This window comes from Serratia sp. 121840015-1, assembly GCF_053627655.1.
On record NZ_JBSEYF010000001.1, the window covers coordinates 2,266,644 to 2,286,346 of the forward strand.

Consider the following 19,703-nt stretch of genomic DNA (forward strand, 5'->3'; position numbering starts at 1 on the left):
CCAATCAGGGGCAAATACGGTGGCGTATTATACGCTGCCCTACGGCGATCTGTTACCCTGGAACTGTCCGGTTGTTGAAAATAAGCGCACAACCGCGAAAAAGTATAGAAGAAACGCCGGTCGCCAAAGGTTAAAAACGATAAAGGCCCACAAAGGGGCCTTAAAATAAACGATTTGACGGGTTACGCCGGCTGGCTGATGCGCGCCAGCTGTTCGAAATAGTCCGGGAAGGTTTTCGCGGTGCATTTCGGATCGAGAATGGTGACCGGAGTATCCGACAGCGCCACCAGCGAGAAACACATCGCCATACGGTGATCGTTGTAGGTGCCAATCTCGGCAAACTGCAGTTTGGCCGGCGGCACGACGTGAATGTAGTCTTCGCCTTCGTCCACTTCCGCCCCCACTTTACGCAGCTCGGTGGCCATCGCCGCCAGACGGTCGGTCTCCTTTACCCGCCAGTTGTAGATATTGCGAATGGTGGTCGGCCCCTCGGCGAACAGCGCTGCGGTGGCGATGGTCATCGCCGCGTCCGGAATGTGGTTCATGTCCATGTCGATGCCGCGCAGTTCACCGCGGCTGCATTCGATGAAATCGTCGCCCCAGGTAATGCGCGCGCCCATTTTCTCCAGCACGTCGGCAAACTTGGTGTCGCCCTGCACGCTTTTGCGGCCGATGCCGGTCACGCGCACGGTGCCGCCCTTGATAGCCGCCGCCGCCAGGAAGTAAGAGGCGGAAGAAGCATCGCCCTCAACCAGGTAATCGCCCGGCGCGATATACGTCTGACGCCCCTGGATATGGAACACCCGGTAGTTGTCGTGGCTCACCGATACGCCGAAGGTGCGCATCAGATGCAGCGTGATGTCGATGTACGGCTTGGAAACCAGCTCGCCCTTGATGTGGATCTGCGTATCCTGCGGCGCCAGCGGCGCGGTCATCAGCAACGCGGTCAGGAACTGGCTGGAGACGCTGCCGTCAACGGTGACCTCGCCGCCCTGGAAGCCGCCGCGCAGGCGAATCGGCGGGTAATCGGTCTGCTCGAGGTAATCAATCTGCGCCCCGCCCTGGCGCAACGCGTCCACCAAATGGCCGATCGGGCGCTCTTTCATGCGCGGTTCGCCGGTCAACACCACGTCGCCTTCACCGAGGCACAGCGCCGCCGCCAATGGGCGCATCGCCGTCCCGGCGTTGCCGAGGAACAGTTCCAGCGGCTGGCCGGCCACCAGCGGCCCGGCCACGCCGGTCACTTCGCACACGGTGCGATCGGCGGAAAGCTGATAGTTCACGCCCAACGCCTGCAGCGCGTTCAGCATATGACGCACGTCGTCGCTGTCCAGCAGGTTGGTCAGCCGGGTCGTGCCTTTCGCCAGCGCCGCCAGCAGCAGAGCGCGGTTAGAAACGCTCTTGGAGCCGGGTAAGTTGACGGTGCCATTGACCAGGGCGACCGGGTGTAACGTCAGGGAATCCACCATGTGAACAAAACTCTCCAATTCTGATAAACGAAACGGCTCCGGAATAATGCCGGAGCCGCTTTAATGCAAAAGGACAACAGCCTGAGCAGCCCGCGTCGGGCGGGCTGACGGAATCAACCGTGACGACGTTCGAAGTCGGCCATGAAGTCGGTCAGCGCCTGCACGCCGGCCAGCGGCATGGCATTGTAAATAGAAGCGCGCATCCCGCCAACTACCCGGTGGCCTTTCAGCGCCTGCAGGCCGATGGCTTCGGCTTCGCTGAGGAACACCTTGTCCAGCGCCGCATTGGCCAGCTGGAACGGCACGTTCATCCAGGAACGGTTGGCGATCGCCACCTGGCTGCGGTAAAAGTCGGATTTATCGATGGTCGCGTACAGCAGTTCGGCCTTGGCCTGATTGCGTTTTTGCATCTCCACCAGGCCACCCTGCTCTTTCAGCCATTTGAACACCAGCCCGGACAGGTACCAGGCGAAGGTTGGCGGGGTGTTGAACATCGAGTCGTTTTCGGCCAGCACGGTGTAGTCGAGGATCGACGGCACTTCTTTGCGCGCCTTACCCAGCAGATCGTCGCGTACGATCACCAGCGTCAGGCCGGCCGGGCCGATATTTTTCTGCGCGCCGGCGTAAATCACGCCGAAACGGCTGACGTCGAGCGGGCGGGACAGGATGGTCGAGGAGTAATCGCCGATCACCACCTTGTCGCCGAAGTCCGGCGTTTCATCGATGGCCACGCCGTCGATGGTCTCATTCGGGCAATAGTGGACATAGGCCGCGTCGTCGCTGAGCTGCCACTCTTTCATCGGCTTGATGCCGCTCAGGCCGTCGATACGGGTTTTCACGTCGATGACGTTCGGGGCGCAATACTTTTCCGCTTCCTTGATGGCGCTGTGCGCCCAATAGCCGCCGTCGATATAGTCGGCGGTGGCCTTGTCGCCCAGCAGGTTCAGCGGCAGCGCGGCGAACTGCGCGCGGGCGCCGCCGTGGCAAAACAGCACTTTATAGTTGGAGGGGACTTTCAGCAGATCGCGCAGATCCTGTTCCGCCTGCTCGGCAACGGCGATGAATTCTTTGCTGCGGTGACTGATCTCCATCACTGACGTGCCCAGACCGTGCCAGTTGCACAGTTCCTGTTCCGCACGACGCAACACTTCCACCGGCAGCATCGCCGGGCCAGAGCTAAAATTATAAACCTGAGTCATTTCCCCTCACCACATTCACTGTTCGCCGCAGAAAAGCGACCTGTCGAAAAGACGCCCGAAGTTAACGCTCGCGTTAACCAACCCATCGGTTTTATCACTCACGCCCCATGGCTGCAACGCTTATTCACCCGTCGGCGGCAAACGGCCGCGCCGGGTGATGACAGGCTCTGCGGCCGTCGCGATTGTTTGGACGATAAAACCCTGCGACATGGGGAAATTCAGCGGGTTAACGCGGTGTTTTATGCTGTATTCAGCCAAGATGGCTGCGGGAGCCCCGGTCGGCCCCCGCAGAAGAGAAAACGATCAGTACTGATTAAACATCTGCTGGATTTGCTTCGCATCTTTGGTTTGCGTCAGCGCCAGCTGCAGCAGAATGCGCGCTTTTTGCGGATTCAGCGTGCCGGCGGCAACAAAGCCGTACTTGGCGTCGTCCACTTCCGCATCTTCGGTGGTGGCGCCGGTTGGCACGCGCGATGAACGCACCACCGCCACACCGTTGTGCGCCGCCGTCGCCAGGGTGTCGAACACCGTTTTATACAGGTTGCCGTTGCCGACCCCGGCGCTGACGATGCCCTGATAGCCTTCGGCGATCAGCGCCTTGGCCGGCGCATCGGAGGCGTTGGCATAGTTGTAGACGATGCCGACCTTCGGCAGTTCGTTCAGCTTGTTGACGTCGAACGGCGTATCCCGGGTATGCTTACGCTGCGGCGAGCGCTGGTAATCGATCTTGCCGTTGTGGATATATCCCAGCGGGCCGTAGTTTGGCGACTGGAAGGTCTGCACGGCGGTGGTGTTGGTCTTGGTGACGTCGCGCGCATCCAGCACGGTGTCGTTCATCGCCACCAGCACCCCGCGGTTGGCCGATTGCGGATCCGCCGCCGTCGCCACCGCATTATACAGGTTGAACGGACCATCGGCGCTCATCGCCGTCGCCGGCCGCATCGCCCCCACCAGCACCACCGGCTTGTCGCACTTCACCGTCAGATCGAGGAAATAGGCCGTCTCTTCCAGCGTATCGGTGCCGTGGGTGATGACGAAGCCGTCGGTCTTGCCACAGTCGGCGTCAATTTTCTTCGCCAACGTCAGCCAGACCCGATCGTTCATGTCCTGCGAACCGATGTTCACCACCTGCTCCCCCTGCACGTTGGCGATGTTTTTCAGCGCCGGCACCGCATCGACCAACGCCTCGACGCCCAGCTTGCCCGCCGTATAGTTGGATTTCGTCGCCGAATCGCCGCCGCCGGCAATGGTGCCGCCGGTCGCCAGCAGGGTGATGTTGGGCAGCGCCAGCGCCGAGGCGCTGAAGCCGGTCAACAGGAGGGTTAACGCGCTGAGTTTCACTGATTTCATTAGATTTCTCCGTGACAGATAACTCGCTGAATTATGGCCTTTATCCTTAAAAAAACTGTGACTTTGCCGCCGCTTTAGGAATACGTGGAGCTCCAGCGTAAAACCCCGTATCATTGCGCGTTTTTAGTACGCGCAAAAAGTGAAGACAATGACGCAAACTTTTATCCCCGGTAAAGACGCCGCCCTGGAAGACTCCATCGCCCGTTTCCAGCAGAAACTGAGCGATCTCGGTTTCAACATCGAAGAAGCCTCCTGGCTGAACCCGGTGCCGCACGTGTGGTCAGTGCACATTCGCGATCGCGATTGCCCGCTGTGCTTCACCAACGGCAAAGGCGCCAGCAAAAAAGCCGCGCTGGCCTCCGCGCTGGGTGAATATTTCGAGCGCCTGTCCACCAACTACTTCTTCGCCGATTTCTATCTGGGCAAGCAGATTGCCGAAGGCGATTTCGTGCACTACCCGAATGAGAAATGGTTCCCGATCCCTGAAGACGACGCGCTGCCGGCCGGCATCCTCGACGAACGCCTGCACGCCTTCTACGATCCGCAGCAAGAGCTGAGCGCCAGCGATCTTGTCGATCTGCAATCCGGCAACTCCGATCGCGGCGTGTGTGCGCTGCCGTTTACCCGTCAGTCCGATCAGCAAACCGTGTACATCCCGATGAACATCATCGGCAACCTGTATGTTTCCAACGGCATGTCCGCTGGCAACACCGCCAACGAAGCGCGCGTGCAGGGCCTGTCGGAAGTGTTCGAGCGCTATGTGAAAAACCGCATCATCGCCGAATCCATCAGCCTGCCGGCGATCCCGGACGAAGTGCTGAACCGTTACCCGGGCGTGGTGGAAGCCATCGCCAAGCTGGAAGAGGAAGGTTTCCCGATCCTCTCCTATGACGCCTCGCTGGGCGGCAACTACCCGGTCATTTGCGTGGTGCTGTTCAACCCGACCAACGGCACCTGCTTCGCTTCGTTCGGCGCGCACCCGGACTTCGGCGTGGCACTGGAGCGCACGGTAACCGAACTGCTGCAGGGCCGCAGCCTGAAAGATCTCGACGTGTTCACCGCACCGACCTTCGATGACGAAGAAGTGGCGGAACACACCAACCTGGAAACGCACTTCATCGACTCCAGCGGCCTGATCTCCTGGGATCTGTTCAAACAGGACGCCGATTACCCGTTCGTTGACTGGAACTTCAGCGGCAGCACGCAGGAAGAGTTCGCCACCCTGATGAGCATCTTCGACAAAGAAGACGCGGAAGTGTACATCGCCGACTACGAGCACCTGGGCGTCTACGCTTGCCGCATCATCGTGCCGGGCATGTCCGACATTTATCCGGCGGAAGACCTGCTGCTGGCCAACAACAGCATGGGCGCGCACCTGCGCGATACGCTGCTGGCGCTGCCGGGCAGCGAGTGGGAGCCGGAAGAGTACCTGGCGCTGATCGAGCAGTTGGACGACGAAGGGCTGGACGACTTCACCCGCGTACGCGAACTGCTGGGCATTGCCAGCGGCAAAGACAACGCCTGGCATACCCTGCGCGTGGGCGAGCTGAAGTCGATGCTGGCGCTGGCGGGCGGCGATCTGGATCAGGCGCTGATCTGGACCGAATGGACGCAGGACTTCAACGCCTCGGTGCTGAGCCCGGCGCGCAGCAACTACTACCGCTGTCTGCAAACGCTGCTGCTGCTGGCGCAGGAGCCTGAACGCGAAGCGGCGCAGTACTACACCGCGTTCGTGAAGATGTACGGCCAGGAAGCGGTCGACGCCGCCTCCGCCGCCATCAGCGGTGAAGCGCGCTTCAACGGGCTGTTCGCCGTCGATGCCGATCTGAAGGCGTTGCCGGCCCATCAGGCGCTGCTGGCGGCCTACGAGAAGCTGCAGGCGGCCAAACGCCGCCACTGGGCCAAGGCCTAAGCATCATCAGGGGGTACTGCCACTTTGGGAGTACCCCTACTGCCAAACGCCGCACTTCGCTGCGGCGTTTTCATTTTTGCGGTGTATTTCAACGCATTCGCTTTTATTTTCTCGCCGGAAAATTGGCGGTTAAACGACCATAAAAATAAATAAACCGTCAATTGTTGCCGGACGGTGAAATAATAATTAACCGATAATTAAACTTTCAGCGCTGCGCGGCGACAAAACGCCTAAAAATTTAACTTTACCCTACGCCGTCCACCCGGTGAATTCAAAAAATTTTGCAAACATTAAAAAAATGTTTTTACTTAAAAATCAATAAATTAACCATAAAAACCACACAAAAAACACGCCATTTTGCCGCTCTACTTCCCCGCCTTATGATCCAAATCAAATTTTCCCCTATACTGCTTTGCTAGTATCTCATTGCGTTGTTTTAACCCTTAAGAGCGAGAGTTAGTTTGAAAACTGACAGCCCCTTCGATCTGATTTTACCTGCGGCCACGGCGAAAATCGCTGAAGATGCCGGCGTGTATAAAGCCACCAAACATCCGCTGAAAACGTTTTATTTGGCGATCACCGCCGGTGTCTTCATTTCCATCGCCTTCGTCTTCTACATCACGGCGACCACCGGCACCGCCGGCGTGCCTTTCGGGCTGGCGAAACTGGTCGGCGGCATCTGCTTCTCTCTCGGGTTAATGCTGGTGGTGGTGTCGGGCGCTGACCTGTTCACCTCTACCGTACTTATCGTCATCGCCAAGGCCAGCGGCCGCATCAGCTGGGGCCAGCTGGGTGCCAACTGGCTGAACGTTTATCTCGGCAATCTGGTCGGCGCGCTGTTCTTCGTGGCGCTGATCTGGTTCTCCGGCGAGTATATGGTCGCCAACGGCCAGTGGGGCCTGAATGTCCTGCAAACCGCAGACCACAAGCTGCATCACACCTTTATCGAAGCCGTGTGCCTCGGCATTCTGGCTAACCTGATGGTCTGCCTGGCGGTCTGGATGAGCTACTCCGGCCGCACTCTGACCGACAAGATGCTCGCCATGGTGCTGCCGGTCGGGATGTTTGTCGCCAGCGGCTTCGAACACAGCATCGCCAACATGTTTATGATCCCTATGGGCATCGTGGTCAAACACTTCGCCACGCCGGAGTTCTGGCAAGCCGTAGGGGCGGTACCTGAGCAATTCGCTCATCTGACAGTAAGCAACTTCATCATCGACAACCTGATTCCGGTCACTATCGGCAACATCATCGGCGGCGGTCTGCTGGTTGGGTTGACTTACTGGGTAATTTATCTGCGCGGGGGCCGCGAACAGCACTAAGCTGTGAGTTACCGCGCGCAGAGTTAGAAATCCACAATCAAAGGTAGGTGTACAATGACCGAACTTAACGAGAAATTAGCCAACGCTTGGGAAGGTTTCAGCAAGGGTGACTGGCAGAATGAAGTCAACGTTCGTGACTTCATCCAGAAAAACTACACGCCTTATGAGGGTGACGAATCCTTCCTGGCTGGCGCAACTCAAGCCACCACCACCTTGTGGGACAAGGTTATGGAAGGGATCAAACTGGAAAACCGCACTCACGCGCCGGTTGATTTCGACACCAACGTTGCTTCAACCATCATTTCTCACGACGCGGGTTACATCGCCAAAGAGCTGGAAACCATCGTAGGTCTGCAGACCGACGCCCCTCTGAAACGCGCGCTGATCCCGTTCGGCGGCATCAAAATGGTCGAAGGTTCGTGCAAAGTGTACGGCCGCGAACTGGATCCGCAGCTGAAAAAAGTGTTCACCGAATACCGTAAAACCCACAACCAGGGCGTATTCGACGTTTACACCAAAGACATCCTGAACTGCCGTAAATCCGGCGTGCTGACCGGTCTGCCAGATGCCTACGGCCGTGGCCGCATCATCGGCGACTACCGCCGCGTGGCGCTGTACGGTATCGACTTCCTGATGGCCGACAAACTGAACCAGTTCAAATCGCTGCAGGAAAAACTGGAAAACGGCGAAGATCTGGAAATGACCATCCAGCTGCGCGAAGAGATCGCTGAACAGCACCGCGCTCTGGCTCAGATCAAAGAGATGGCCGCCAAATACGGTTACGACATCTCCGGCCCGGCCACCAGCGCGCAAGAAGCGGTGCAGTGGACCTACTTCGGCTACCTGGCCGCGGTAAAATCCCAGAACGGCGCCGCCATGTCCTTCGGCCGCGTGTCCACCTTCCTCGACGTGTTCATCGAGCGCGACATTAAGGCGGGCAAACTGACCGAAGAACAAGCGCAGGAACTGATCGACCACCTGGTGATGAAACTGCGTATGGTGCGTTTCCTGCGTACCCCTGAGTACGATGAGCTGTTCTCCGGCGACCCAATCTGGGCAACGGAATCCCTGGCCGGTATGGGCGTCGACGGCCGTACCCTGGTCACCAAAAACAGCTTCCGCTTCCTGAACACCCTGTACACCATGGGGCCGTCTCCGGAGCCGAACATGACCATCCTGTGGTCTGAGAAGCTGCCGCTGAACTTCAAGAAATTCGCGGCGAAAGTGTCCATCGACACCTCTTCCGTTCAGTACGAAAACGACGACCTGATGCGCCCTGACTTCAACAACGATGACTATGCCATCGCTTGCTGCGTCAGCCCGATGATCGTCGGTAAACAAATGCAGTTCTTCGGCGCCCGCGCCAACCTGGCGAAAACCATGCTGTACGCCATCAACGGCGGCGTTGACGAAAAACTGAAAATGCAGGTCGGCCCGAAAGAAGCGCCGATGATGGACGAAGTGCTGGACTATGACAAAGTCATGGCGCGCATGGACCACTTTATGGATTGGCTGGCCAAGCAGTACGTGACCGCGCTGAACATCATTCACTACATGCACGACAAGTACAGCTACGAAGCTGCGCTGATGGCGCTGCATGACCGTGACGTTTATCGCACCATGGCTTGCGGCATCGCCGGTCTGTCCGTGGCGGCCGACTCCCTGTCTGCCATCAAGTACGCGAAAGTCACCACCATTCGCGACGAAGACGGCCTGGCCATCGACTTCAAAGTGGAAGGCGAGTATCCGCAGTTCGGTAACAACGACGCTCGCGTCGATGACATCGCCTGCGACCTGGTGGAACGTTTCATGAAGAAAATTCAGAAACTGCGCACCTACCGCAATGCGGTACCGACCCAGTCCGTACTGACCATCACCTCCAACGTGGTGTACGGTAAGAAAACCGGTAACACCCCGGATGGCCGCCGCGCCGGCGCACCGTTCGGCCCAGGTGCCAACCCGATGCACGGCCGCGACCAGAAAGGCGCAGTAGCCTCCCTGACCTCGGTAGCCAAACTGCCGTTTGCCTACGCGAAAGACGGGATCTCCTACACCTTCTCCATCGTGCCTAACGCGCTGGGTAAAGACGACGACGTGCGTAAAGCCAACCTGGCGGGCCTGATGGATGGTTACTTCCACCATGAAGCCTCCATCGAAGGCGGCCAGCACCTGAACGTCAACGTGATGAACCGCGAAATGCTGCTGGATGCGATGGAAAACCCTGAGAAATACCCTCAGCTGACCATCCGCGTTTCCGGTTACGCCGTGCGCTTCAACTCGCTGACCAAAGAGCAACAGCAGGACGTCATTACTCGTACCTTCACTCAAACGATGTAATACGCCAACCGGGCGGGAAACCGCCCGGTGCCAACGTCGGGGCCGGTTCTGCCGGCCCTTTTCTCCCACCGCTCTCCCCTGACTCTGTACGAGTCTGTTTTGCCGGACATCTATACTGAATGGATAGCCGGCAAAACAGTTATCCGGCAACTGACCGGCCGACAGGCATCATTACCCCCGGTGGCGGGCTCACCCCGCCACTGCATCGCAGATACCTGGCCGGCGGCCACGCGCCTATTTTTAGACTGCGTTTGACAGTCAATATTGGAGAAAACCCCGCAATGTCAGTAACTGGTCGCATCCACTCCTTCGAATCCTGCGGCACCGTCGACGGGCCCGGGATCCGCTTTATCGTCTTCTTCCAGGGCTGCCTGATGCGCTGCCTCTATTGCCATAACCGCGACACCTGGGATACCCACGGCGGCAAAGAAGTGACCGTCGAAGAGCTGATGAAAGACGCGGTGGCCTACCGCCACTTCATGAACGCCTCCGGCGGCGGCGTGACCGCGTCCGGCGGCGAGGCGATCCTGCAGGCTGAATTCGTGCGCGACTGGTTCCGCGCCTGCCACGCCGAAGGCATCAATACCTGCCTGGACACCAATGGCTTCGTGCGCCGCTACGATCCGGTGATCGACGAGCTGCTGGACACCACCGATCTGGTGATGCTGGACCTGAAACAGATGAACGACGAGATCCACCAGAACCTGGTCGGCGTCTCCAACCACCGCACGCTGGAATTCGCCCGCTACCTGGCGAAACGCAACCAGCGCACCTGGATCCGCTACGTGGTGGTGCCGGGTTGGTCAGACGACGATAAGTCGGCGCACCTGCTGGGCGAGTTCACCAAAGACATGACCAACATCGAGAAAATCGAGCTGCTGCCCTACCACGAGCTGGGCAAGCACAAATGGGTGGCGATGGGGGAAGAATACAAGCTGGACGGCGTTCATCCGCCGAAGGCCGAGACCATGGATCGCGTCAAAGGCATCCTGGAAAGCTACGGCCACAAAGTCATTTACTGATTGGCGCAGCGCCAAAGAAAAACCGGCTCATGGCCGGTTTTTTTATGCTCAGGCGGCGGCGAACGGCGTGTGATGGTGATCCGGCTTCTGCTTCTTCAGCAGCATCAGCAGGTAAACCAGCGCCACGGCGGCGATCATCACGAACAGCACGCGATCGGAGTAGTTTTGCATCAGCAGCGCCGTCATCGACGGGCCCAGCAGGCTGCCGATGGTGTAACTCATCAGCAGTGCCTGGTTCATCGCCACCAACTCGTGCGGTAGCGCCTTCTCGCAGGCCCAGGACATCGCCACCGGGTACAGGGTAAAGCCGGCGCAGCCGAGGATGAACAGCGAAGGCGCCATGGCGTAGTTGCCGAGCATCGCCACGCTGGCGAGGATCACCACGAACACCTGAATGCGCAGCACCAGCAGACGCCCGTAACGATCGGCCAAGCGACCGACCGGCCACTGGCCGACGATGCCTGAGCTGACCAGCAGCGCCATCCAGTAACCGACGTTGGCGTCGCTCATGCCCTGATGGGAGAGGTACAGCGGCATCAGGCCGTACAGCGAACCGAGCACGATGCCGGAGATGATGCAGCCATTGATGCCGAGGCGCGCGCTGCGGCGTCTCAGCATTGTCCACACCGCCGCCTGCTGCGGCTCGTCTTCATGGCGGTTGACCCGCGCAAACAGCATCGGCAACATCGCGCTGATCACGATGGCGGTCACCCACGGCACCACGTGCAGCAATTCCGTCGAGGTCATGCTCAACAGCAATTGGCCGGTCACCGTACCGAGGTAATAGACAATCATATAGGCCGCCAGCAGCTGGCCGCGGTTGCTGAGATTGCCGCTGCGCAACAGCGCGCTTTCCACGATCACCCAAATCCAGGCGCAGCCGACGCCGGCGAAGAAGCGCCAGCCCAGCCAGCTCCAAAAATCGATCGACAGCACCATGCCGGCGGTCGCGGCGGCGAACACCAGACAAGAAAGATGATAGCTGCGGGTAAAGCCGACGCGCTGGATCAGTTTGCCCGCCACCAGCGTGCCCAACAGGTTGCCGCTGAAATAAGAGGAGCTGACCATTCCCACCTGCCAGGTCGACAGCTGAGCATGGGTTAACCAAAGAGGCACGAGCGTATTCAAAACGGCAATGGATACCGTGAGCAGCAAGAGACCGCAGAGCAATAAGAGCACTGGGCGGGAGTATGCGGACATAGTGAAATTGTGACCGAACGCGCAATGAGAGTGCGCGCATCATGCCACTGGCGATAAAAAAGTCAATCGCCTCTTATCATTCCACCGCACGATTTGTTTCCGGCTAACTGGCTGAAAAAGCGCTATGCTCAGCGCAGAGCGAATTTGACGACAAAGAGGCAAGATGAGTCAGGCAAATGATGCGGCGGTAGAGGCCCTGCTGGCGGACATCGGCAGTACGCAAGGTGACCTGCTGGCCATTGTGCAGCAGGTGCGGCGGATCGCTGCGGCGAGCGGCAACGGCGTCACCGAATCGGTCAAATACGGCGGCATCATGTTCTCGCATAGCCAATTTTTCTGCGGCGTTTTCGCCTATCGCCACCACGTCACGGTGGAGTTCGGCCACGGCTACCGATTGGAAGATCGTTATCTCCAGCTCGAAGGCAGCGGCCAGTATCGGCGACACATCAAGCTCCACTCGCCCGACGAGGTGAAAAGCAAGCATCTGGCGGACTACATTCAACAGGCTTATACGCTGGCGACGGGCTGAACTCTCGGCATAAAAAAAGCGCCCGCAGGCGCTTTTTTCGTGGTTTGTCGTTTAGCCGATGTATTCCAGGCCGCCCATATATGGACGCAGCACTTCAGGTACCTGAATGCGGCCGTCGGCCTGCTGGTAGTTTTCCAGCACCGCCACCAGCGTACGGCCAACCGCCAGGCCGGAGCCGTTCAGGGTGTGAACCAGACGCGGCTTCTTGTCGGCTTTGCTGCGGCAGCGCGCCTGCATGCGGCGTGCCTGGAAGTCCCACATGTTGGAGCAGGACGAGATTTCGCGGTAGGTATCCTGCGCCGGCAGCCACACTTCCAGATCGTAGGTTTTGCATGCGCCGAAGCCCATGTCGCCGGTGCACAGCAGCACCTTGCGGTAAGGCAGGTTCAGCAGCTGCAGCACTTTTTCCGCGTGGCCGGTCAGCTCTTCCAGGGCATCCATCGAATCTTCCGGACGAACGATCTGCACCATTTCAACCTTGTCGAACTGGTGCATGCGGATCAAACCGCGGGTGTCACGGCCGTAAGAACCGGCTTCCGCACGGAAGCATGGCGTGTGTGCGGTCATTTTCAGCGGCAGAGATTCCTCTTCCACGATCTCGTCGCGCACCAGGTTGGTCAGCGGCACTTCCGCCGTTGGGATCAGCGCATAGTTGCTGCTGTCGGCTTCTTCTTCCAGCGGACGGGTATGGAACAGATCTTCGCCGAACTTCGGCAGCTGGCCGGTGCCGTACAGCGTGGCGTGGTTGACCAGGTAAGGCACGTAGGCCTCCAGGTAGCCGTGCTGCTCGGTGTGCAGATCCAGCATGAACTGAGACAGCGCACGGTGCATGCGAGCGATTTGCCCTTTCATCACCACGAAGCGCGAACCGGTCAGCTTAACCGCGGCGGCAAAATCCAGCCCGCCGGCCATTTCGCCCAGATCGACGTGATCGCGCACCGTGAAGTCGTACTGGCGCGGTTCGCCCCAGCGGGTCACTTCCAGGTTTTCGCTGTCGTCTTTACCATCCGGCACGGCGTCGTCCGGCAGGTTAGGCAGCGTCAGGGCGTAATCGCGGATCTCGCTTTGCAGCGCATCCAGCGCCGCCTTGGCGGCATCCAGCTTGTCACCCAGCTCGTTCACTTCGCGACGCAGCGGCTCGATGTCTTCCCCACGCGCTTTGGCCGCGCCGATGGATTTCGATCGGGAGTTGCGTTCCGCTTGCAGCGTTTCAGTTTCTACCTGCAGAACTTTGCGACGTTCTTCCTGCGAACGCAGCAGATCCAGATCGAGTTTAAAGCCTCGGCGAGCCAGTTTGACGGCGACTGCGTCTAGCTCATTACGCAGCAGATTGGGATCGAGCATGCTAATCCTGTGCTTGTTGTTATTGAAAGAAGTGTTGTTGTTCTATGCGGCTGATTTATAGCCGCATAAAAGAAGAGTGATACCCGCTAACCTTACCGCAACGGCCTCGCTAGCGGTAGCGTTTTGTCGGGCTATTTTGATCCTGCTCAGCCAGCCATGCCAACTTTTCGCCGATTTTCCCTTCCAGCCCACGCGAGGTCGGTTGATAGTAGCGCGTATGGGCCATTTCAGGCGGGAAATAGTTCTCGCCGGCGGCGTAGGCGTTGGGTTCGTCGTGGGCGTAACGGTACTCCGCCCCCAACCCCATCTCCTTCATCAGCTTGGTCGGCGCGTTGCGCAGGTGCTCCGGCACGTCATAATCGGCCTGCTCTTTGGCGTCGCGCATGGCGGCCTTGAACGCGGTGTAGACCGCGTTGCTCTTCGGCGCGCAGGCGAGATAAACGATCGCCTGCGCGATGGCGCGCTCGCCCTCCGCCGGCCCCACGCGGGTGAAGCAATCCCAGGCGGCGATCGCCACCTGCATACCGCGCGGATCGGCGTTACCCACGTCTTCAGAGGCAATCGCCAACAGACGGCGGGCCACATAGAGCGGATCGCCGCCGGCGGTAATGATGCGCGCATACCAGTACAGCGCCGCGTCCGGCGCCGAGCCGCGCACCGATTTATGCAGCGCGGAAATCAGGTCGTAATAGCGGTCGCCCTTGTTGTCGAAGCGCGCGCTGCGTTCGCCCGACACCTCTTTCAGCAGCTCCGGTGTCAGCACCCGCACGCCTTTGGCGTCTAACTCCGCCATGTCCGCCATCATTTCCAGGCTGTTCAGCGCCCGGCGCGCGTCGCCGCCCACCAGTTCCGACAGCAGGCGGCGCGTTTCCGCCGGCAGTTCTACGTTCTGATTGCCAAAGCCGCGCGCCTTGTCGCCCATCGCCTGATCCAGCACCTGGCCGATATCTTCGGCGGTCAGCGCCTTCAGCAGGTAAACGCGGGCGCGGGACAACAGCGCCGAGTTCAGCTCGAACGACGGATTTTCGGTGGTGGCGCCGATAAAGGTGATGGTGCCGTCTTCAATGTGCGGCAGGAAAGCGTCCTGCTGGCTCTTATTGAAGCGGTGCACTTCGTCGACGAACAGGATGGTGCGGCGGCCGGCGTCGCGATTTTGCCGCGCCCGTTCGATCGCCTCGCGGATCTCCTTGATGCCGGAGGTCACGGCGGAGATCCGTTCGACATCCGCCTGACCGTAACGGCCAATCAGCTCTGCCAGCGTCGTCTTCCCGGTGCCCGGCGGCCCCCATAAAATCATCGAGTGCAGCTGCCCGGCCTCGATGGCGCGCGGCAGCGGCTTACCGGCGGCCAGCAGGTGCTGCTGGCCGATATACTGCGCCAGCGTGGTCGGCCGCATACGCGCGGCCAACGGCTGGAACTCGTTCTGGGAAAAATCGAGCGACAGATTATTACTCACTTGCACCTCACTGGCGCTGGTCGTCCAGCGTCACCCCCTTCGGTGGGGTAAATTTGAATTTGGCCGGATCGGCGGCGACGTTCTGTTGGCTTTTCAGCGTGTAGGAACTGCGCTGACCATCCTGCTCCACCGCAGCGAAGCTGCGAATGGTACCGCTGTTGGTCACGCTGATGGCGAACTGCTTCAGGTTGCCGCTGGCGGACTTCGGCGTCAGCTCGAAATCATCGCCCTTTTGCTTCACGTTGTACTGTTTCCAGTCGTTGGCATTATTGCGGGTGATCAGCATAAACGGCGTATTGCCGGTGGCGTTCTTCAGCCAGGTCGCCGTCACCTGCTCGACGAACGGGTTATAGAACCACAGGGTCTGGCCATCGGAGACCAGCACGCTCTCATCAGGCGACGTCATGTGCCAGTTGAACAGGTTTGGCCGCTTCACCCACAGCTCGCCTTCCCCCTGTTGCACCGCGGCGCCGTCGGCGCTGGTCACGGTTTGTGAGAAGCTGGCGTGGAAACTGTTCACCTTCGCCAGGCGACTTTGCAGATCCTGCGCGGCATCGGCCAGCACGGAGGTAGAAGCGAATCCCGAAAGCAGACAGCAGGCAACTAACAGTTTTTTCATTATTCCAGATACCTTATGAAATGCGTTAACCGCAGGGCGACGCCGTGCGGGTCAAATCAACCCTTTACCCGCTTACTTTACCCGAAGCCGGCGATCGGCCGGTAGGCCAATGTTCCGAGAAGAAACGGGTTTACGCTTCTTTGCACAAGGGCCGCTTAAGCGGCCCTTTCTTATTGAATTGCAATGGCTAAACGACCATCAATCGTGCCGAGGCGGCGCCAGCACCTCGCGGTTGCCGTTGTGCCCCTGCTCGCTGACGATGCCCTGCGCTTCCATCTGTTCGATGATGCGCGCCGCGCGGTTATAACCGATGCGGAACTGGCGCTGCACGCCGGAGATGGAGGCACGGCGTTTATCCACCACGAAATCCACCGCCTGGTCAAACAACGGATCCAGCTCTTCGTCACCGTCCATACCGCCGCCGGCACCGCCCTCGCCGTCTTCGCCGCCGCTAAGAATGCCCTCTTTATATTGGGGCCGCTCGCGCGCTTTCCAATCCTTGACCACCGCGTGCACTTCCTGATCGCGCACGAATGCGCCATGTACGCGCACCGGAATCGAGGAGTTCGGCGCCAGATAGAGCATGTCACCCATACCCAGCAAGGACTCGGCGCCCCCCTGATCGAGGATGGTGCGGGAGTCGATTTTGCTCGACACGGTAAAGGCGATACGCGTCGGGATGTTGGCCTTGATAAGACCCGTGATCACATCCACCGACGGACGCTGGGTCGCCAGCACCAGGTGGATACCCGCCGCACGCGCTTTCTGCGCCAGGCGAGCGATCAACTCTTCGACCTTCTTGCCGACCGTCATGATCAGATCGGCGAATTCGTCGACCATCACTACGATGTACGGCTCTTTCTCCAATACCGGCGGCGTGATGTCCATGCTGTCGGTCGGCTTCCAGAACGGATCCGGGATCGGGCGCCCCATCGCTTCGGCCTGATCGACTCGCTCGTTGTAGCCAGCCAGGTTACGCACGCCCAGGGCAGACATCAGCTTGTAGCGGCGTTCCATTTCACCCACGCACCAACGCAGCGCATTGGCGGCGTCTTTCATGTCGGTGACCACATCGGTCAACAGGTGCGGAATGCCTTCGTAAACCGACAGCTCCAGCATTTTCGGGTCGATCATGATAAAGCGCACTTCTTTCGGCGTGGCTTTATACAGGATGCTCAGGATCATGGCGTTGACCCCGACCGACTTACCGGAACCGGTGGTACCGGCGACCAGCAAGTGCGGCATTTTACCCAGATCGGCCACCACCGGCTCGCCGGAGATGTCCTTACCCAATACGATGGACAGCGGCGACGGGTTGTCACGGAAGGCCGGGCAATCCAGCACTTCGCGCAGGTACACCGTCTGCCGCTTGGCATTCGGCAGCTCCAGACCGACGTAAGGCTTGCCGGGGATCACTTCCACCACGCGCACCGCCGAAGTCGACAGCGAGCGCGCCAGATCGCGCGACAGGTTGGAAATACGCGCCGCTTTAACGCCCGGCGCCAGATCCAGCTCGAAGCGGGTGATGACCGGCCCCGGCAGGATGTCCACCACATCGGCTTTCACGCGGTAATCGGCCAGGCTGGCCTCCACCAGGCGCGCCTTCTGTTCCAGCGCGAAGGAGTCGACCGGCTCCACCTCTTTCGGCGCTTCGGTCAGCAGATCCAGCGTCGGCAGCGGCGTGGTCGGCTTCTGCAGCGGCTGATCGTTACGCATCAGGAACGGGTGAATCAAGCTGTCCATCGCCGGATGTTGCTCGGCCTGAGTTTGCTGAGGCGGCTGCTGCACCGGTTGCTGCGGCTGCTGATATTGCGGCTGCGACGGCTGTTGATACTGCTGTTGCTGTTGCTGCGGCTGTTGGTACTGTTGAGGCTGCGAGTGCGGTTGCTGAGGTTGGGCAACCGGCGCCGCAGGCTCAAACTGGCCGAACGGCACGTCGTCCTCTTGCTCGCTTTGCTGTTCAATGCGCTCTTCAAGCTGCGGGGACAGCGTGAACATCGGCTCGCTCGGGCCATCGTCCACTAAATCCGCCATCGGCGAGAAGCTGAAAGCATTGCGGGTATCGACCGGGCTGGCAGCCGGCGCCTGCGGGGCCGGTTCTTGCTGGCCGTAGCGCGCCTGCTGCTGCTCGGCGAATGCCTGGCGCAGCGCGGCCTCTTGCAGCGCCTCTTCGTCGTTCTGTTGATAACCTTCGCCGTAACGTTGGCTCTGCTGTTCGGCAAACGCCTTGCTCAGCTCAGCTTCCTGCAGGGCGCTCTCGTCATCTTGCTCCGGCGCGTAGCTTTCGCCGTAGCGTTGGCTTTGCTGCTCGGCAAACGCCTGACGCAGCGCAGCTTCCTGCAGCGCCTCTTCTTCCTGCGGGCTCACCGCCGTCGGCTGCTGAGGCTCCGCCTCGGCCTGGCGCTGTTCCTGCTCGGCCGCACGCTGCGAAGGCAGCTTGATGCCGTAAGAAGCCAGCTCGCGGCGCGTCGGAATACGTACCGGATTCGGCCGAGGCAGCTCAGGGCCGATGCCCTGTTTAACCTGCGGATTGCCGTCGCTGGTGGCCGTGAAAGCCGGCATGAAGGTCGCCGCTGCGGCGCCCGCAGCGGCAGCGGCTGCCGTATCCAGCTGTGGCTTGGCGCCGGTGGCGCTGAAACCACCCGCTCCGCTGACGTCGGCACTGTCGCGCTGCGCGGCAGTAAAATCAAAGGGAGAACGCGCCGGCGGCTGCGGCGCAGCCGGCTCTTGCCAATTACCCAGGCGCGGCTCATCGTCGTCCCGATAAGGATCGACGGGACGCGTCGCCTTAGGCGCAGGCGTTTCTTCCGGGATTTCGAAGGAATACAGCGGCGGCGTGGCGTCTTGCGCCGGGGCGCTCACCGGGTGCTGATTGACCGAGGTCGGCGCGGCCGGCGCCACCGTTACCGACGGCGCCTGTGTGGCGATCGGTGCAGCAACGGGCTCGTGGATCTCTGCCGTCACCGCCGGTGCAGGCGAAGCCGCCGGCGCGATTGGCGCGGCGTCGGCTTCAACCTCACCATCATCGGCTCGCAGGCCGCTGAGCAACGGATCGGCGGCGTCTTCCGCCGCCTCTTTGGCGCTTTCGGTGACCGAAGGCGCGGAGAACAGCACGTCGTCATCGGCGGCCGCGGCTCCGGCGGCGGTCGCGGCAACCGCGGCTCCGGCGGCGGTCGCGGCAACCGCGGCTGCGGCGCCCTTCCCTGCCTGCTCAGGCTCGTCGTCAACGTAACGTTCGTCATCCTCGAAATAGCGCTCTTCGCGGCGTGAGCGGTTGGTCATCACCGTCGCGACGCCCAGCACAGCACCGCCGATCTTCTCGGCGATCACCAGCCAGGACCAGCCGGTAAACAGCGTCAGCCCCGCCGCCCACACGCACAGCAGCGCCAGCGTGGCGCCGATGCCGTTGAACCACGGCAACATGGCGTTGCTCAGCAGGCTGCCGATCACGCCGCCGGAAGCGAAGTAATAGAGATCGTCAACGTTCAGCGCCGCCAACCCACAGGAGGTAAGCACTAACGCCAGGGTGCCGATCAGGCGCAGGGAGAGCGCGAAATAGTCGATGTAGTCTCTGTTGCCGCGCTGGCGATAGGCCGCCCAGCACAGGACCAGCATGATCGGCGGTATCGCGTAGGCGAGCACCCCGAAGGTGAAGAACAGCGTGTCGGCCAACCAGGCCCCAACACCGCCGCCCAAATTGTGAATCGGCTCATGCCATGCGGTCTGTGACCAGCTTGGGTCAGACGGGTTGAAGCTGACCAGCGCAGCCATGAGGTAAACGGCAAAAATCGCTACCACAATAAGCACAGCTTCCAGCAAACGCCGGCCACTGCTGAGTCTTTTCAGGGTAACTTCTTTATCTTCTGTATATTCCTGGCTCAAGAAAGGCTCTCCAGGTTCCTGTTAGCTGACATAGCAACAGCGCCGAGAAGCTTCCCCGGCGC

The 19,703-nt window shown here is 60.1% G+C and carries 13 protein-coding genes; 5 read left to right on the top strand and 8 right to left on the bottom strand.

The features are described from left to right. Positions 1-182: 182 nt before the first annotated feature. From aroA to ansB, 3 genes are all read right to left on the bottom strand, one after another. Positions 183-1,469: a 3-phosphoshikimate 1-carboxyvinyltransferase gene (aroA, locus tag ACUXAC_RS11065; protein ID WP_060440282.1), complete on the bottom strand. Its 1,287-nt coding sequence runs from the start codon at positions 1,467-1,469 to the stop codon at positions 183-185. 113 nt (positions 1,470-1,582) lie between these two features. Further along, positions 1,583-2,668, bottom strand: coding sequence for a 3-phosphoserine/phosphohydroxythreonine transaminase (serC, locus tag ACUXAC_RS11070; protein ID WP_336947736.1), 1,086 nt, complete (start codon positions 2,666-2,668; stop codon positions 1,583-1,585). Between the two features lie 303 nt (positions 2,669-2,971). Further along, complete coding sequence (gene ansB, locus ACUXAC_RS11075) at positions 2,972-4,018, bottom strand: L-asparaginase 2 (protein ID WP_454266657.1); 1,047 nt, start codon at positions 4,016-4,018, stop codon at positions 2,972-2,974. 148 nt (positions 4,019-4,166) lie between these two features. Here ansB and ycaO point away from each other — a divergent pair, with 148 nt between their 5' ends. The 4 genes from ycaO (at position 4,167) to pflA (ending at position 10,611) form a co-directional block, all read left to right on the top strand. Beyond that, positions 4,167-5,930, top strand: coding sequence for a 30S ribosomal protein S12 methylthiotransferase accessory factor YcaO (ycaO, locus tag ACUXAC_RS11080; RefSeq protein WP_141958705.1), 1,764 nt, complete (start codon positions 4,167-4,169; stop codon positions 5,928-5,930). Positions 5,931-6,391: 461 nt separating this feature from the next. Beyond that, positions 6,392-7,252 carry a formate transporter FocA gene (focA, locus tag ACUXAC_RS11085; protein ID WP_019454548.1) on the top strand — a complete coding sequence of 287 codons (861 nt, stop codon included), beginning with the start codon at positions 6,392-6,394 and terminating at the stop codon, positions 7,250-7,252. Positions 7,253-7,306: 54 nt separating this feature from the next. Then, positions 7,307-9,589, top strand: a complete 2,283-nt coding sequence (pflB, locus tag ACUXAC_RS11090; RefSeq protein WP_016928324.1) for a formate C-acetyltransferase — start codon at positions 7,307-7,309, stop codon at positions 9,587-9,589. 281 nt (positions 9,590-9,870) lie between these two features. After that, complete coding sequence (gene pflA / locus ACUXAC_RS11095) at positions 9,871-10,611, top strand: pyruvate formate lyase 1-activating protein (RefSeq protein ID WP_015377324.1); 741 nt, start codon at positions 9,871-9,873, stop codon at positions 10,609-10,611. A gap of 48 nt (positions 10,612-10,659) precedes the next feature. Here pflA and ACUXAC_RS11100 read toward each other — a convergent pair whose 3' ends face one another. Beyond that, entirely contained in the window at positions 10,660-11,811 is a 1,152-nt protein-coding gene (locus ACUXAC_RS11100) for an MFS transporter (RefSeq protein ID WP_033637849.1), read from the bottom strand. Positions 11,812-11,974: 163 nt separating this feature from the next. On the opposite strand from ACUXAC_RS11100, the gene ACUXAC_RS11105 reads away from it, so the two are divergent. After that, positions 11,975-12,340, top strand: coding sequence for a DUF1801 domain-containing protein (locus ACUXAC_RS11105; RefSeq protein ID WP_197773421.1), 366 nt, complete (start codon positions 11,975-11,977; stop codon positions 12,338-12,340). A gap of 51 nt (positions 12,341-12,391) precedes the next feature. Here the strand turns inward: ACUXAC_RS11105 and serS are convergent, their stop codons facing one another. From serS to ACUXAC_RS11125, 4 genes are all read right to left on the bottom strand, one after another. Further along, entirely contained in the window at positions 12,392-13,684 is a 1,293-nt protein-coding gene (gene serS, locus ACUXAC_RS11110) for a serine--tRNA ligase (protein WP_060440286.1), read from the bottom strand. 109 nt (positions 13,685-13,793) lie between these two features. After that, positions 13,794-15,080 (bottom strand): replication-associated recombination protein A, encoded by a 1,287-nt coding sequence (locus ACUXAC_RS11115; RefSeq protein ID WP_060421860.1) that lies wholly within the window; start codon positions 15,078-15,080, stop codon positions 13,794-13,796. A 67-nt stretch (positions 15,081-15,147) separates the two neighbouring features. After that, a complete protein-coding gene (gene lolA, locus ACUXAC_RS11120; protein WP_070913955.1) occupies positions 15,148-15,759 on the bottom strand; it encodes an outer membrane lipoprotein chaperone LolA in 612 nt (203 codons plus the stop codon). 198 nt (positions 15,760-15,957) lie between these two features. After that, positions 15,958-19,641 carry a DNA translocase FtsK 4TM domain-containing protein gene (locus ACUXAC_RS11125; RefSeq protein WP_454266658.1) on the bottom strand — a complete coding sequence of 1,228 codons (3,684 nt, stop codon included), beginning with the start codon at positions 19,639-19,641 and terminating at the stop codon, positions 15,958-15,960. Positions 19,642-19,703 lie beyond the last annotated feature (62 nt).

What these genes read in the sequence shown, in the direction of transcription:
- aroA (WP_060440282.1), bottom strand. Translation starts at nt 1,469, where the DNA reads ATGGTGGATTCCCTGACGTTACACCCGGTCGCCCTGGTCAATGGCACC.
- serC (WP_336947736.1), bottom strand. Translation starts at nt 2,668, where the DNA reads ATGACTCAGGTTTATAATTTTAGCTCTGGCCCGGCGATGCTGCCGGTG.
- ansB (WP_454266657.1), bottom strand. Translation starts at nt 4,018, where the DNA reads ATGAAATCAGTGAAACTCAGCGCGTTAACCCTCCTGTTGACCGGCTTC.
- ycaO (WP_141958705.1), top strand. Translation starts at nt 4,167, where the DNA reads ATGACGCAAACTTTTATCCCCGGTAAAGACGCCGCCCTGGAAGACTCC.
- pflB (WP_016928324.1), top strand. Translation starts at nt 7,307, where the DNA reads ATGACCGAACTTAACGAGAAATTAGCCAACGCTTGGGAAGGTTTCAGC.
- pflA (WP_015377324.1), top strand. Translation starts at nt 9,871, where the DNA reads ATGTCAGTAACTGGTCGCATCCACTCCTTCGAATCCTGCGGCACCGTC.
- ACUXAC_RS11100 (WP_033637849.1), bottom strand. Translation starts at nt 11,811, where the DNA reads ATGTCCGCATACTCCCGCCCAGTGCTCTTATTGCTCTGCGGTCTCTTG.
- ACUXAC_RS11105 (WP_197773421.1), top strand. Translation starts at nt 11,975, where the DNA reads ATGAGTCAGGCAAATGATGCGGCGGTAGAGGCCCTGCTGGCGGACATC.
- serS (WP_060440286.1), bottom strand. Translation starts at nt 13,684, where the DNA reads ATGCTCGATCCCAATCTGCTGCGTAATGAGCTAGACGCAGTCGCCGTC.
- ACUXAC_RS11115 (WP_060421860.1), bottom strand. Translation starts at nt 15,080, where the DNA reads ATGCGGCCGACCACGCTGGCGCAGTATATCGGCCAGCAGCACCTGCTG.
- lolA (WP_070913955.1), bottom strand. Translation starts at nt 15,759, where the DNA reads ATGAAAAAACTGTTAGTTGCCTGCTGTCTGCTTTCGGGATTCGCTTCT.